The sequence below is a fragment of the Cupriavidus ulmosensis genome (genome assembly GCF_977008105.1).
This window is the reverse complement of record NZ_CDRMWP010000002.1, coordinates 1,562,627-1,575,235: the sequence shown is the minus strand read 5'-3', so window position 1 is coordinate 1,575,235 and position 12,609 is coordinate 1,562,627. Positions and strand designations below refer to the sequence as shown.

Genomic DNA, 12,609 nt, shown 5'->3' with positions numbered 1-12,609 from the left:
GGCGCGGCGGCCCGCGTCACGATGCGCGCAACACCTCCGCCAGCGTGCCGAACAGCGTGTCGATCTGCGCCGGCGCGATGACCAGCGGCGGCGACAGCACCATCGTGTCGCCCGCCGCGCGGATCAGGCAGCCGCGCGCCAGGCAGGCCAGGTGCGCCGCATAACCGCGCTGGCCGGGCTGGCCCGGCAGCGGCGCCAGTTCGATGGCCGCCAGCAGGCCGATATTGCGCACGTCCGCCACGTGCGGCAGGCCGCGCAGGCCGTGCGCCGCGTCGGCCCATTGCCGCGCCAGATCGTTGGCGCGCGTAAACAGCCCCTCGCGACGGTAGATGTCCAGCGCCGCCAGCCCGGCCGCGCAGGCCAGCGGATGGCCCGAATAGGTGTATCCATGCGGCAGCTCGATGCTGCCCGGCGCGCCCTGCATGAGGGCCTCGTACACATGGCCGCCCACCAGCGTCGCGCCCATCGGCACCGCGCCGTTGGTCAGGCCCTTGGCGCTGGTCATCAGGTCCGGCGCCACGCCGAAGGCCTGCGCGGCGAACGGCGCGCCCACGCGGCCGAAGCCGGTGATGACCTCGTCGAAGATCAGCAGGATGCCGTGCCTGTCGCAGATCTCGCGCAGGCGCTGCAGGTAGCCCACCGGCGGCACCAGCACGCCGGTGGAGCCGGACACCGGCTCGACGATCACGGCGGCGATGGTGGATGCGTCGTGCAGCGCGACCAGGCGCTCCAGCTCGTCCGCGAGGTGCGCGCCCCACGCCGGCTGCCCGCGCGAGAACGCCATCGCCGCGCGGTCGTAGGTGTGCGGCAGGTGGTCCACCCACGGCAGCAGGTTGCCGAACGGCTTGCGGTGGCCGGCGATGCCCGACACCGACAGCCCGCCGAAACCCACGCCGTGATAGGCGCGCTCGCGCCCGATCAGGCGCACCCGCTGCGGCTCGCCGCGCGCGCGGTGATAGGCCAGCGCGATCTTGAGCGCCGAATCCACCGCCTCCGACCCGGAATTGGAAAAGAACACGTTGGACAGGCCGGCCGGCGCCTCGGCCACCAGCGCCTCGGCGAACGCGAAGGCCAGCGGGTGGCTCATCTGGAACGACGGCGCGTAGTCCAGCTCATGGGCCGTGCGCGCGATGGCCTCGACGATCTCCGGGCGGCGGTGCCCGGCGTTGACGCACCACAGCCCGGCCATGCCGTCGAGCACGCGGCTGCCGTCCGGGCGCAGGTAGTACATGCCGTCGGCGCCCGAGAACATCTGCGGTTGCGGCTGCTGCTTGAAGCGGCGGTTGGACGTGAATGGCATCCAGTACGCGGCCATCGCGGCGGCGGGATCGGCGTCGGAGACAGAAATGGAAGCGGAAGCGGAGTCAGAAGCGGGCAATACGCTGTGGGCGGTCATGGCGGGGCTCGTCGAAGTGGCGTTGCGGTAAGGCACGGTCCCGGCCATTTTGTACTAAATATTAACAAAGTACAATGTTGCACGGATACGGCCCATGCCGGCGGGACAGGCGCGCGCATAGCCGGACCGCGCCCGGCACGGCCGCGCATTGCGATGCGTTCGGAGGAAGGGAGGCCGTGTGACAAGCCGCGTGACAAGCGGCGGCGCGGCCGCTCAGTTGCTGTGGGCGCGCGCGCTCAGCAGGTGCCGGCGCATCAGCGCGGCCGCCCATTCGCGGTCGCCCAGCTCCAGCGCGTCGAGGATCTGCAGGTGCTCGCGGCAGGCTTCGACCAGGTCGATCTCGCGGTAGAACGCGGCGTGCTCCTCCAGCCGGCGCAACTGGGTCTGCTGCTGCACCGCCTGCACGATGAAGCGGTTGCCGGAAAAGCGCGCCAGCATCTCGTGGAACGACGTGTTCAGCGCGAAGAACCCGGCCGGCGACAGGCTCGCGCCGCCGTCCGCGATGACCTGCTCGTAGGCCTTGCGGCAGCGCGCGACCTGCGCCTTGTCGGCCTCGAAGGCCGGCTCCAGCAAGGCGCCGCATTCCACGATCATGCGGAAGCGGTAGCTCTCGGCCAGCGCCTCCGGCGTCTCCAGCGATGGCAGGAAGCGCCAGCCGTGGCCGGCGCGCTTCTCGATCAGGCCGTCCGCCACCATGCGCGTCAGGGTCTTGGCCAGCAGGCTGCGCGACACCGGATAGGCGCGCAGCAGCTCCTTCTCGGTCAGCGTGTCGGGCAGCTGCTTGCGGGCGCGGCCGTCCACCAGCTGGCGGTACAGCTCGTCGCCGCCCATGCCGGACTCGCCGAAGTCCGGCACCGCGGCGCCGTGCGCCGGCGCCTCGACGAAATAGCCGCTGTTGGCGCGGTAGCGGATCAGGCCGTGCCCGGCCAGCAGCCGCAGCGCCGCCCGCACCGGCGTGCGCGACACCGCGAAATGGCTCGCCAGGGTTTCCTCGGCGAGGTGCGCGCCGGGCGCCAGCTCGCCCTCGGCCACCTGCCGCGCGATGCGGCGCGCGAGGTCGATCTGCAGCGGCGAGGCCGGTTTGCTGGAAGCGGGCATGGACAGTGGGATCGGGTGGCGCCGGTGGCGCAAGCCGTGCCGGCGCGCAAGCGGCACGGCCGGACGAGAGCCGCGATGGTAGCCCCGAAGCCGGGCGCGCGCAAATATTGCCGGCAGCCTGGTTGTATTTTGAACAAATTTAGTACATATCCATTTCGCCGCATGCTGGCCCCGGAAAGCGCCGGTCCGGCGCCCCGCGCGGGCCTCGCCGCGCGTCATGCAAGCGTGTCGGGCGGGCCGCCGGCCGCGGGCACGGCGCCGCGTGGATTACCATTCCATCCATTGCACCTTGCTCCACCCACGGCCGCTCACGGAATCCGTCGCCATGCCCATCCCTTACCTGCGCAGCCTCGCCGGGCGCCAGCGCAGTCCGCAAGCCAACCGGCAGCTCGCCTGCTACCTCAGTTTCGTCGCCGGCGCCGCCAACGCCGGCGGTTATCTCGCGGTCCAGCAATACACCTCGCACATGAGCGGCATCGTCTCCGCGATGGCCGACCATCTCGCGCTCGGCGAGGCCGGGCTGTTCCTGGAGGGGCTGGGCGCGCTGCTGTCCTTCCTGGCCGGCGCCGCCACCTCGGCCGTGCTGATCAACTGGGCGCGGCGCGAGGACCTGCACAGCGAATACGCGCTGCCGCTGCTGCTGGAGGCCGTGCTGCTGCTGTGCTTCGGCCTGATGGGCGGCAACCTGGAGATGCACCGCTGGGCGCTCGGCACCGCCACCGTGATCGTGCTGTGCTTCATCATGGGCCTGCAGAACGCCATGATCACCAAGATCTCTAATGCCGAGATCCGCACCACCCACGTCACCGGCATGGTGACCGACATCGGCATCGAGCTCGGCAAGCTGTTCTACTGGAACGCCACCGGCGCCGTCGCCGGCAAGCCGGTGGTGCTGGCCAACCGCTCCCGGCTGCGCATGCTGGCCACGCTGGTGGGGCTGTTCTTCGGCGGCGGCGTGATCGGCGCGCTGGGGTTCAAGCACCTGGGCTTCAGCGCCACGCTGGCGCTGGCGGCGCTGCTGCTGGCGCTGGCGGTGGTGCCGGTGGCCGACGACGTGCGCGGCCACCTGCGGCGCGCGGTGGTGCGCTGCCGCGTCTGGGCGCGCGAAGTGCTGCGCGACGTACATGCGCTGTGGCTGGCCGCGCGCGACCCGCGCACGCCCTGGTATGCCAAGGTGGTGGCGCTGCTGGTGGCGGGCTACGCGCTGTCGCCGCTCGACCTGATCCCGGATTTCATCCCCGTGCTGGGCTATCTCGACGACGTGGTGCTGGTGCCGCTGGGCGTGCTGCTGGCGGTGCGGATGGTGCCGCCCGAGCTGATGCGCGAATACCGCGCGGCCGCCGTGGCCGCCGCGCAACGCCCGCGCAGCCGGATCGCCGCGGTGGTGATCGTGATGTTGTGGATCTGCGTCACCGTGCTGACCGGCGCGCTGCTTGCCCGCCACTTCGGCCGGCCATGATGTGACGGCTCGCAGGCCCCGGCACGAAAAGGCCGGCAAAAGGTTGGCGCGGACACATTGCCTTGCATTCGGGCGCCCGGCGGCTCACTACACTCGAATCATCGAGCGGCACGAGCCGCCTGTCCCGAGCCAGCAACGCATCATGCAGCAAGACGCCGACATCCCCACCGTGACCTGCCTGCAGGGCCTGCGCGATCTGGCGGCCCTGCTGACCGCCGGGTCCCTGCTTCAGCGCGCCACCTTGCAGGTCATCGCCGAATACGAGCGCGAAGCGCGCGACTCCGAAGACCGCTACAGCGCCCTGCGCCACTGCTGGGACTGAGCCCGGCCCGGCGGTTCAGTGCTGGCAGGCCAGCGGCACGCGCGCGCCGCCGTCGCGCGCCAGCGGCAGCAGCGCCGGCGCCAGCGACTTGAGCAACTGCACCGACAAGGCGCTGGTGAAGGCGTAGCGCGCCGCATAGGGCTCCTGCACGTAGGCGGTGACGTTGCCGAAATAGCGCTCGCCGAGGAAGAACACGAAGGTCGCCGAGCGGCTGACCACGCGCGACGAAATCAGCCGGCCGCCCGGCCCGTAGACCTCGTAGCGGTGGTCGCCGGTGCCGGTCTTGCCGCCGGCGACGATGCCGCTGCCCGCCAGCGCCGGTCGCAGCGACCCGGCCGTGCCCGAGTTCACCACCCCCACCAGCGCGGCGCGCACCACCTGCGCCAGGTCCTCGCTCAGCAGGCGCTTGCCGTGCATGTCCAGCCCGAACACCGTGGCATACGGCGTGCCCTCGGCAAAGTCCAGGCGGCGCAGCGCGGTGGCCTGCTCGCGCACGCCGCCGTTCTGGATGATGCCGACCAGCTCCGCCAGCGCCGCCGGGCGGTCGCCCGCCGCGCCGATGGCCGAGGCGTAGGACGGCGTGATCGCGCCGAACGGATAGCCCAGCCGCTGCCAGCGCCGCGCGATCTCGCCGAAGGCCTGGCGTTCGAGCTGGCCGCGGATGCGCCGGGTCTGCCCGCCCGGGTTGCGGGTCTTGAACAGCCATGCGTAGACCTCCTGGCGCTGCGCGGTGCTGTCGCGCAGGACCTCGTCCAGGCTGGCGTCGGGATGCTGGCGCAGGTAGTCCAGCAGCCACAGTTCCAGCGGATGCACGCGCGCGAGGTAGCCGCGGTCGTTCAGGTTGAAGCTGCGCGGGCCGTACTTGCCGTACATCCTGGCCAGCGCTTCGTCGGTCAGCGGCGCCTTGGCGATCTTCGGCAGCGTGGCGCGCATGATCCTGGCGAACTGTTCCAGGTCCATGTCCGGCTCGATGCTGCGCAGCGTGACCGCCAGCCCGACCTGGCTGAAGCGCCGGTTCTCCAGCGCGCGCCGGAACCGCTCCGGCCAGGTCTTGCCGCGGTACTTGCCGTAGAACGCGCGCAGGTAGTCGCTGCCTTCCTGGTCGGCGAAGCGCACCAGGTAGGCGCGGCGCTGGGGCGCGGCCGGGTTGTTGAGCCATGCGTCGGCGTCCGGGTGCAGCCGGTAGGTTTCGTAGCGCACGATGTCGCGCATCAGGCGCACGAACACCAGGTTGACCGAATGCTCGAAGGCCTCGCGCACCGGCATGATCTTCAGGTTTTCCCAACGCTCGAAGTTGGAGAAGGTCTGCAGGCCGCCGCCGGTGAAGAAGGCCTCGCCCGCGCCGCCGGAGTACTTGCGCAGCATGGCCGCCTCCAGCATCGCGCGCAGGCTCTTGTCGGGCTGCGTCAGCAGGTAGTTCTGCGCCCACAGGCTGAGCGCGTCGAGCCTGGCCGGCGTGACCGCCTTGAGCTGCGCGGGCGTCATGGCGGAGAACGCCTCGTGCAGCTCGGAGAGGATTTCCAGGTAAGTCACCAGCGTGCGCAGCTTGGCAGTGGAGCCCAGGTTGAGGCGCGCGCCGCGGTTGAGGTCGAACGGCAGGTCGAGGTTGTCGGCCTGCACGCGCAGCAGGTTGGCGCCGCCGGCGCGCTCGTACAGCGTGAAGCTGATCGCCAGCCGGCCGGGGTCGTCGCCGTCGCGCAGCAGGTTGCGGCCGTACAGCCCGGTGGCGCGGGCGCCGTCGCGCGTACCGGCCTTGAGCAGCGCATCGGTGACGACGCGCTGCAGCCCGGTGTCGATGGTGCTGTGGGCGGTCAGGTCGAGGCGGTCGAGCTCGTAGCTGCTGCCCAGGCCGAGATAGCGCAGCAGGTCGGTGCGCACGCCGCTGATGGCCTTGCGCGAGACGAAGGAGATCTCCGGGCGGTCCTGCGCGCCGGCGTCCTCGCCGCGCAGCCTGAGCGGCTGGGCCAGCGCGGCGTCGCGCAGCCACGGCGGGATGGCGCCGGCGGCGGCCAGCAGGCGGAGGTAGCTGTCGGTCAGCGCCGCCAGCGCGGCGGTGTCGCGCCGCAGGAAATGCGACGGCCCGCGCTGCGCGATGATCAGCGACAGCGCCTCCTTGAACACGCGCGCCTGGGTGGCGCCCTGCTCGCCCGGCAGCGGGCCCCTGCCCGGCCCCGGCCCCATGCCGGCCGCGCCCAGCAGGCGATTGGCTTCGCCGAAGTCCTGGCCGTACCAGGCCCACAGCCCGTCGCCCAGGCCGTTGATCTCGCCCACGCCGGCGCGCGCCGACAGCGGCACCGTGTTCAGGTAGTCGAGCAGGATGCGCTGGCGCGCGCCGATGGTGTCCGGCCCGTCGAGATAGGCCCGCATGGACGCGCTCGCCATCTGCCGGAGCTTCTCGTGCGGCGAGCCGGTGCGCCCGGCGCGCGAATGGCGGTACTTCTCGATCTGCGTGGCCAGCGTGCTGCCGCCGGGCGCCTCGTGGCGGTCGTTGAACAGGCGCACGCCCTGGTCCATCGCCGCGCGCGTGAAGCGGCGCACGTCGAGCGCGGGGTTGCGGGTGGGGAACTCGGGATCGAGCAGGTCGCGGTTCTCGATGTAGAGCAAGGCATTCACCAGCACCGCCGGGATGTCCCGGAAGCTGGCGTAGGCGCGGTCCGGCGCCGGCGCCGCGCCGAAGGGCTGGTCGTTGCAGTCGAGCAGCGCCAGGCCGGCCCGGGTCTTCTCGCGGTAGGGCGCGAACAGGCCGGAGTCGGTGATCTCCAGCAGGCGGGCGGACCAGCGCGCCTGGCGCTCGCGCCTGTAGCCGCGCGCCTCCAGCAGCTCGGTGAACTGCGGCAGGCGGCTGTAGCCGAAGCGCAGGTCGTAGGGGCCGTCGTCGGGGAAGCGGATGCGGTCGCTGGGCCCGGCCGCGTCGGCGTAGCCCGCGTCCCTGACGCGCGCCGAGAAGTAGCGGGCCTGCAGGCGCGAGGTGGACAGCTCCTCGGCCACGACCGCGTACAGGACATAGCCGCCCCCCACCAGCAGGGCCAGCATCACGAGCCTGGGCCAGAGACGTCGTCGCACGATTCAGGTCCGCTTTCAGGTCCGTCCCGCAAGGAAACCGGGGCATGCCCGGCGCGTCGGCCAGCACTGGCCGCCTGCTGGCAACGATGGCACCAATCGGGCGCCTCCGTCACAACGTATACCCTAGACTAATGCGGCCTGACGCACAAAGTGCGCGTGCAGCATCATGGCCGCCGGCCGCGCGCCGGGCGCCTGGACGCGGAACGCGGCGATGGCCCGGGCCGGGATTTGATCTTGCTCAATATCCGGCGCCGCGCGCGTCAAGTCCGGGCCCGACAGTCCGTTAGCGTAGACATCCCAATTTCATAACTGCCGCGAAGATGAAAAACCTGAGCGTACGCATTGCCCTGCTGGCCATTCTGGTGACGTTTGCATTGATGATCGTATTCGGCGCGGTAGTCGGCGTGTTCGCGCTCGGCGCCGCCAACCAGGCCACGGTGCGCGTACAGCAACTCTCGGCCAGCACCCTGCTGCTCAACGACGCCTACAAGGACATGACGCGCGCCCGCGCCGCGCTTTCGCGCGCCTACGCCTCCGCGCGCGAAGGCGGCGGCGGCGTCAATGCCGACGCGCTGGCGGCGGCGGCCAAGTCGCTGGGCAGCGCGGCGCAGCGGATGCAGCGCTTCGCCGCCGCGCCCGCGCAGGACGGCGAGGCCGACGGCCAGCGCCGCCAGCTCGCGCAGGCCGCCCAGCAGCACGCCGGCGCCATCGAGCGCGCCGCGGCCGCGCTGCGCGCCGGCGACCCGGCCGCCTACGCGGCCATCAACGACCAGGACATCACGCGCTCGGGCGCGGACTTCTCCACCGCGCTGGAACAATTCCAGCAGCAGGCCAGCGCGCTCTCGCTGCACGAGACCGAGACCAGCGGCACGCGCTACCGCCTGGTGGTGAAGCTGGTGGCGGTGGGCATCAGTGCCTCGCTGGCACTGATCGTGGCCGTGCACCTGGGCCTGCGCACCTTCGTGGTGGCGCCGCTGGCCGCCGCCGCCGAGCATCTCGACCGCGTGGCCGAGGGCGACCTCACGCAGCGCGCCGAAACCGCCAGCGGCAACGAAGTCGGCCGCGTGCTGGGCGCCGTGGCGCGCATGCAGGCGGCGCTCACGCGCACCGTCAGCCAGGTGCGCGCCAGCTCGGACTCGGTCAACATCGGCGCGCGCGAGATCGCCGCCGGCAACGCCGACCTGTCCGGCCGCACCGAGCAGCAGTCCGCCTCGCTCGAGCAGACCGCGGCCAGCATGGAGCAGTTGACCTCCACCGTGGGCAACAACACCGAAAGCGCGCGCCAGGCCAGCGCGCTGGCCGCCGAGGCGGCCCGGCTGGCCACGCGCGGCGGCGACGACGTGCGCGGCGTGGTGCAGACGATGGGCGACATCAGCAGCAGTTCGCAGCGTATCGCCGACATCATCGGCGTGATCGACGGCATTGCCTTCCAGACCAACATCCTGGCGCTCAACGCCGCCGTGGAAGCGGCGCGCGCCGGCGAGACCGGGCGCGGCTTCGCGGTGGTGGCGGGCGAGGTGCGCGCGCTGGCGCAGCGCAGCGCGCAGGCCGCGCGCGAGATCAAGAACCTGATCGACGACTCGGCCAACAAGGTCGCCGCCGGCAACGCGCTGGTGGCGCAGGCCGGCCACACCATGAACGAGGCGGTCGAGGCCGTGCAGCGCGTGGCCCGCATCGTGGAGGACATCTCGGCCGCCTCGCTGGAGCAGAGCGCGGGCATCGTGCAGGTCAGCCGCGCGGTGACGCAGATGGAGGAAGTCACCCAGCAGAACGCCGCGCTGGTCGAGCAGGCCGCGGCGGCGGCCGGTTCGCTGGAGACGCAGGCGCGCCAGCTGGCCGAGGCGGTGGGCGCGTTCCGGCTGGCGCCGGCCGCGTGAGCCCCCTGCCCGGCTACGCCGCCAGCCCGCGCTGCAAGGTGGTCTTGAGCATCGAGAACACCTGGCGCGCCACCGGGTTGGCGGCGTTGGGCCGCGCCCACAGGTAGTAGGTCACGTCCGGCAGGCGCGGCAGGCCGTCCTTGTCGCCCAGCACGCGCATGTCCGCGCCGAGCAGGTCGATGCTGCGCGCGGTGATGCCCAGCCCGGCGCGGATCGCCGCCTTGATGCCGATCAGGCTCGGCGCCAGGTAGGCCGAGCGCCACGGCACGCCGGCTTCCTTGAGCGCTTCCAGCGCCAGCCGGCGGAACAGGCTGGGCTCGTCGGCCAGGATCAGCGGCACCGGGCTGCCCGCCTCGTAGGCGAAATCCGCCGCGCACACCCAGATCGTGGGCGAGGTGCGCAGCACCAGCCCGTCCAGGCTGGCGTCCTCGCGCGTGGAGACCGTCAGGTCGATCTCGCCGCGCCGCAGCGACTCCATCAGGAACGGGCTGCGCCCCACGTGGATCTCCAGCCGCAGCGCCGGCGACGCCCGCGCGATGTGCGACAGCAGCGGCGGCAGGATGGTGTCGGCCACGTCGTGCGGCGCGCCGATGCGCAGCGAGCCGGTCAGGTCGCCTTCGCGCAGCACGCGCAGCGCCTCGTCGTTCAGGCCCAGCAACTGGCGCGCGTATTCCACCAGCTTGTTGCCGTGCCGCGTGAGCTGCTTGCCGCGCCCCTGCCGCTCGAACAGCGGCAGCGCCACCTGCTCCTCGAGGCGCTGCATCTGCTGGGTCACGGCGGACTGCGTGCGGTGCAGGTGCTCGGCGGCGGCGCCGAAGGTGCCGCGGTCGGCAATGGCCACCAGCGTGCGCAGCAGGTCCAGGTCGAGATTACGCATTCATCAGACTTGCTTAAGTGTTTTTATCGGTGATTAAGTGGTTTTGGCCGGCAAGGTTCATTAAAGTGAGGCCAGACAACGCCTCCGAGCGCCCCGCAAACCCGAGAACCATAAGACTGAGCAAGGATTCTAGAGATATGTCGATCGCACAACAACGCCAGCAAGCCGTTGGGGACGCCATCCGTTCCATCAAGGACATCGTCGCCGCCGGCGGCGTCACCCGCGCTTCGCTGGACGCCGTGCTGGGCCAGGTCAAGCAACTGGCGGCCCAGCCGCAACTGTGGGCGCAGGACGAGTTCGCGCCGCCCGAGGACGGCGAGCGCCAGGCCCGCTACCTGATCGCCGAAGACGCCGACCAGACCTTCGCGCTGTACCTGAACGTGATGCGGCCCGGCAAGCGCATCCCGCCGCACAACCACACCACCTGGGCCTGCGTGGCCGGCGTGGTCGGCACCGAGTTCAACGACGTCTACCTGCGCACCGACGACGGCAGCCAGCCGGGCGTGGGCACGCTGGCGCACGCGCGCACGGTGGAGGTCGGGCCGGGCAGCGGCATCGCGCTGCTGCCCGACGACATCCATTCGGTGGAGATCCGCGGCGACAGCGTGATCCGCCACCTGCACATGTACGGCCGCTCGTTGGAGACCCTGACCGAGCGCCTGTCCTTCGACCTCGAAACCGGCCGCTGCCAGATCATGAACGTGGGCGTCAAGACGCGCCGCTGACCGCCGCCGGGCAGCACCGGGCCGGGCCGTCGCGCCGGCCCGCGCCCGCCCCGGGGCTTCCCGCTTTCCCCGCTTTTCCCGTTACGACGCATTTCCCCTTGCCTCCCGCGCTCGCGCGGCCACGAGGCAGGCCCCCTTCTTGCCTGGACCAACCGCATGCCCCAGCCACTTTCCGCCCATCCCGCCCTGGTCGATCCCGCCACGCTCAAGGCCTGGCTGCACGGCCCCGGCGAAATCGCCCTGCTCGACGTCCGCGAGCACGGCCAGTATGGCGAAGGCCATCCCTTCCACGCCGTGCCGCTGCCATACAGCCGGCTCGAGCTCGAGATCGGCCGCCTGGCGCCCAACGCGGCCGCGCGCATCGTGCTGGCCGACGACGGCGACGGCGTGGCGGCGCGCGCGGCGCGGGCGCTGGCCGGGCTGGGCTATGCGGCCGTGTTCGTGCTCGACGGCGGCGTGCCGGCCTGGCAGGCCGCCGGCCATGCGCTGTTCGCGGGCGTCAACGTGCCCTCCAAGACCTTCGGCGAGCTGGCCGAGCATCACTACGGCACGCCGCGCGTGTCGGCGCCGGAGCTGGCCGCGATGCTGGCCGGCGAGCGCCCGCCGGTGGTGCTCGACGGGCGGCCCGCGAGCGAATTCCGCAAGATGAACATCCCCGGCGCCGTCTGCTGCCCCAACGGCGAGCTGGCCTACCGGCTGCGCGACCTCGTGCCCGACCCCGCCACGCCGGTCGTCATCAACTGCGCCGGGCGCACGCGCAGCATCATCGGCGCCCAGACGCTGATCAACCTCGGCGTGCCCAACCCGGTGTTCGCGCTGGAAAACGGCACGCAGGGCTGGTACCTGAACGACTTCGCGCTGGAGCACGGCGGCACGCGGCGCTATCCGGACAATGCCGCGCCGGCGGGGCTGGCAGAGGCGCGCGCCGCGGCCCGCGCGCTGGCCACGCGCTTCGCGGTGCCGCACGCCGGCGCCGGCGAGGTCGATGGCTGGCTGCGCGACCCCGCGCGCACCACCTACCTGTGCGACGTGCGCACGCCCGAGGAATTCGCCGCCGGCTCGGTGCCGGGCGCGCAGAACACGCCGGGCGGCCAGCTGGTCCAGGCCACCGACCAGTACGTCGGCGTGCGCCGCGCGCGGCTGGTGCTGATCGACGCCGACGGCGTGCGCGCCCCGGTGGCGGCAAGCTGGCTGCGCCAGATGGGACACGACGCGGTGGTGCTCGAAGGCGGGCTCGGCGCCGCGCTGGCGGCGGGGCTTGCCGCGTCCGCCGGCCCGCGCGCGCCGGCCGGCGCGCTGCCGCGCATCGGCGCGCGCGACCTCGCCGCGGGGCTGGCGGCGGGCCGGCTGCTGGCGCTCGACGTGCGCCCCAGCATGGCCTACCGCGCCGGCCACGTGCCCGGCAGCCGCTGGTCGATCCGCCCGGTGCTGGCGCGCGACCTGGCCGGCGTGCCGCGCGACATGCCGCTGGCGCTGATCGGCGACGAAGACGGCGTGGCTCTGCTCGCCGCGGCCGAGCTGGCCGCGCTCGGCTTCGGCGACGTCAGCCTGCTCGACGGCGGCATGCGGGCGTGGCAGGCCGCCGGCCTGGCGCTTGCCGACGATGCCGGCGCGGCGGTGCTGCCCGACGCGCGCTGCATCGATTTCCTGTTTTTCGTGCACGACCGCCACGACGGCAACAAGGAAGCCGCCCGCCGCTACCTGGCGTGGGAGACCAACCTGATCGGCCAGCTCGACGAGCAGGAGCTGGCCACTTTCCGCTTCGCCTGATCCGCCGCGCCGGGTCGCGGTT

10 protein-coding genes are annotated in these 12,609 nt (G+C 72.1%); 6 read left to right on the top strand and 4 right to left on the bottom strand.

Annotated features, from left to right (window positions below; all coding sequences use genetic code 11):
• Window positions 1–16: 16 nt before the first annotated feature.
• Window positions 17–1,315 carry an aminotransferase class III-fold pyridoxal phosphate-dependent enzyme gene (locus ACWTPI_RS26690; RefSeq protein ID WP_454734022.1) on the bottom strand — a complete coding sequence of 433 codons (1,299 nt, stop codon included), beginning with the start codon at window positions 1,313–1,315 and terminating at the stop codon, window positions 17–19.
• Here ACWTPI_RS26690 and ACWTPI_RS26685 point away from each other — a divergent pair.
• A complete protein-coding gene (locus tag ACWTPI_RS26685) occupies window positions 1,290–1,427 on the top strand; it encodes a hypothetical protein (RefSeq protein WP_454734063.1) in 138 nt (45 codons plus the stop codon). The genes ACWTPI_RS26690 and ACWTPI_RS26685 overlap by 26 nt on opposite strands.
• Window positions 1,428–1,609: 182 nt before the next feature.
• Here the strand turns inward: ACWTPI_RS26685 and ACWTPI_RS26680 are convergent, their stop codons facing one another.
• Entirely contained in the window at window positions 1,610–2,494 is an 885-nt protein-coding gene (locus tag ACWTPI_RS26680) for a GntR family transcriptional regulator (protein ID WP_454733225.1), read from the bottom strand.
• A gap of 325 nt (window positions 2,495–2,819) precedes the next feature.
• On the opposite strand from ACWTPI_RS26680, the gene ACWTPI_RS26675 reads away from it, so the two are divergent.
• A complete protein-coding gene (locus ACWTPI_RS26675) occupies window positions 2,820–3,953 on the top strand; it encodes a DUF1275 domain-containing transporter (protein WP_059411733.1) in 1,134 nt (377 codons plus the stop codon).
• Between the two features lie 142 nt (window positions 3,954–4,095).
• Entirely contained in the window at window positions 4,096–4,275 is a 180-nt protein-coding gene (locus ACWTPI_RS26670) for a hypothetical protein (protein ID WP_454733224.1), read from the top strand.
• A gap of 15 nt (window positions 4,276–4,290) precedes the next feature.
• Here the strand turns inward: ACWTPI_RS26670 and ACWTPI_RS26665 are convergent, their stop codons facing one another.
• The gene (locus ACWTPI_RS26665; RefSeq protein ID WP_454733223.1) at window positions 4,291–7,338 is read right to left on the bottom strand and encodes a transglycosylase domain-containing protein; all 3,048 of its coding nucleotides are present in this window, start codon (window positions 7,336–7,338) and stop codon (window positions 4,291–4,293) included.
• A gap of 320 nt (window positions 7,339–7,658) precedes the next feature.
• Here ACWTPI_RS26665 and ACWTPI_RS26660 point away from each other — a divergent pair, with 320 nt between their 5' ends.
• Window positions 7,659–9,215, top strand: a complete 1,557-nt coding sequence (locus tag ACWTPI_RS26660) for a methyl-accepting chemotaxis protein (protein ID WP_059411735.1) — start codon at window positions 7,659–7,661, stop codon at window positions 9,213–9,215.
• A gap of 13 nt (window positions 9,216–9,228) precedes the next feature.
• Here the strand turns inward: ACWTPI_RS26660 and ACWTPI_RS26655 are convergent, their stop codons facing one another.
• Complete coding sequence (locus tag ACWTPI_RS26655; RefSeq protein WP_020206541.1) at window positions 9,229–10,092, bottom strand: LysR substrate-binding domain-containing protein; 864 nt, start codon at window positions 10,090–10,092, stop codon at window positions 9,229–9,231.
• Window positions 10,093–10,229: 137 nt separating this feature from the next.
• Between ACWTPI_RS26655 and ACWTPI_RS26650 the strand changes: the two genes are divergently transcribed.
• On the top strand, window positions 10,230–10,817 hold the full coding sequence (locus tag ACWTPI_RS26650) for a hypothetical protein (protein ID WP_454733222.1): 588 nt from the start codon (window positions 10,230–10,232) through the stop codon (window positions 10,815–10,817).
• Between the two features lie 156 nt (window positions 10,818–10,973).
• Window positions 10,974–12,587, top strand: a complete 1,614-nt coding sequence (locus tag ACWTPI_RS26645; protein WP_454733221.1) for a rhodanese-like domain-containing protein — start codon at window positions 10,974–10,976, stop codon at window positions 12,585–12,587.
• The last annotated feature ends 22 nt before the right edge of the window (window positions 12,588–12,609 follow it).

Coding starts and splice junctions, on each gene's coding strand:
- ACWTPI_RS26690 (WP_454734022.1), bottom strand. CDS start 1,315: ATGGCCGCGTACTGGATGCCATTCACGTCCAACCGCCGCTTCAAGCAG.
- ACWTPI_RS26680 (WP_454733225.1), bottom strand. CDS start 2,494: ATGCCCGCTTCCAGCAAACCGGCCTCGCCGCTGCAGATCGACCTCGCG.
- ACWTPI_RS26675 (WP_059411733.1), top strand. CDS start 2,820: ATGCCCATCCCTTACCTGCGCAGCCTCGCCGGGCGCCAGCGCAGTCCG.
- ACWTPI_RS26670 (WP_454733224.1), top strand. CDS start 4,096: ATGCAGCAAGACGCCGACATCCCCACCGTGACCTGCCTGCAGGGCCTG.
- ACWTPI_RS26660 (WP_059411735.1), top strand. CDS start 7,659: ATGAAAAACCTGAGCGTACGCATTGCCCTGCTGGCCATTCTGGTGACG.
- ACWTPI_RS26655 (WP_020206541.1), bottom strand. CDS start 10,092: ATGCGTAATCTCGACCTGGACCTGCTGCGCACGCTGGTGGCCATTGCC.
- ACWTPI_RS26650 (WP_454733222.1), top strand. CDS start 10,230: ATGTCGATCGCACAACAACGCCAGCAAGCCGTTGGGGACGCCATCCGT.
- ACWTPI_RS26645 (WP_454733221.1), top strand. CDS start 10,974: ATGCCCCAGCCACTTTCCGCCCATCCCGCCCTGGTCGATCCCGCCACG.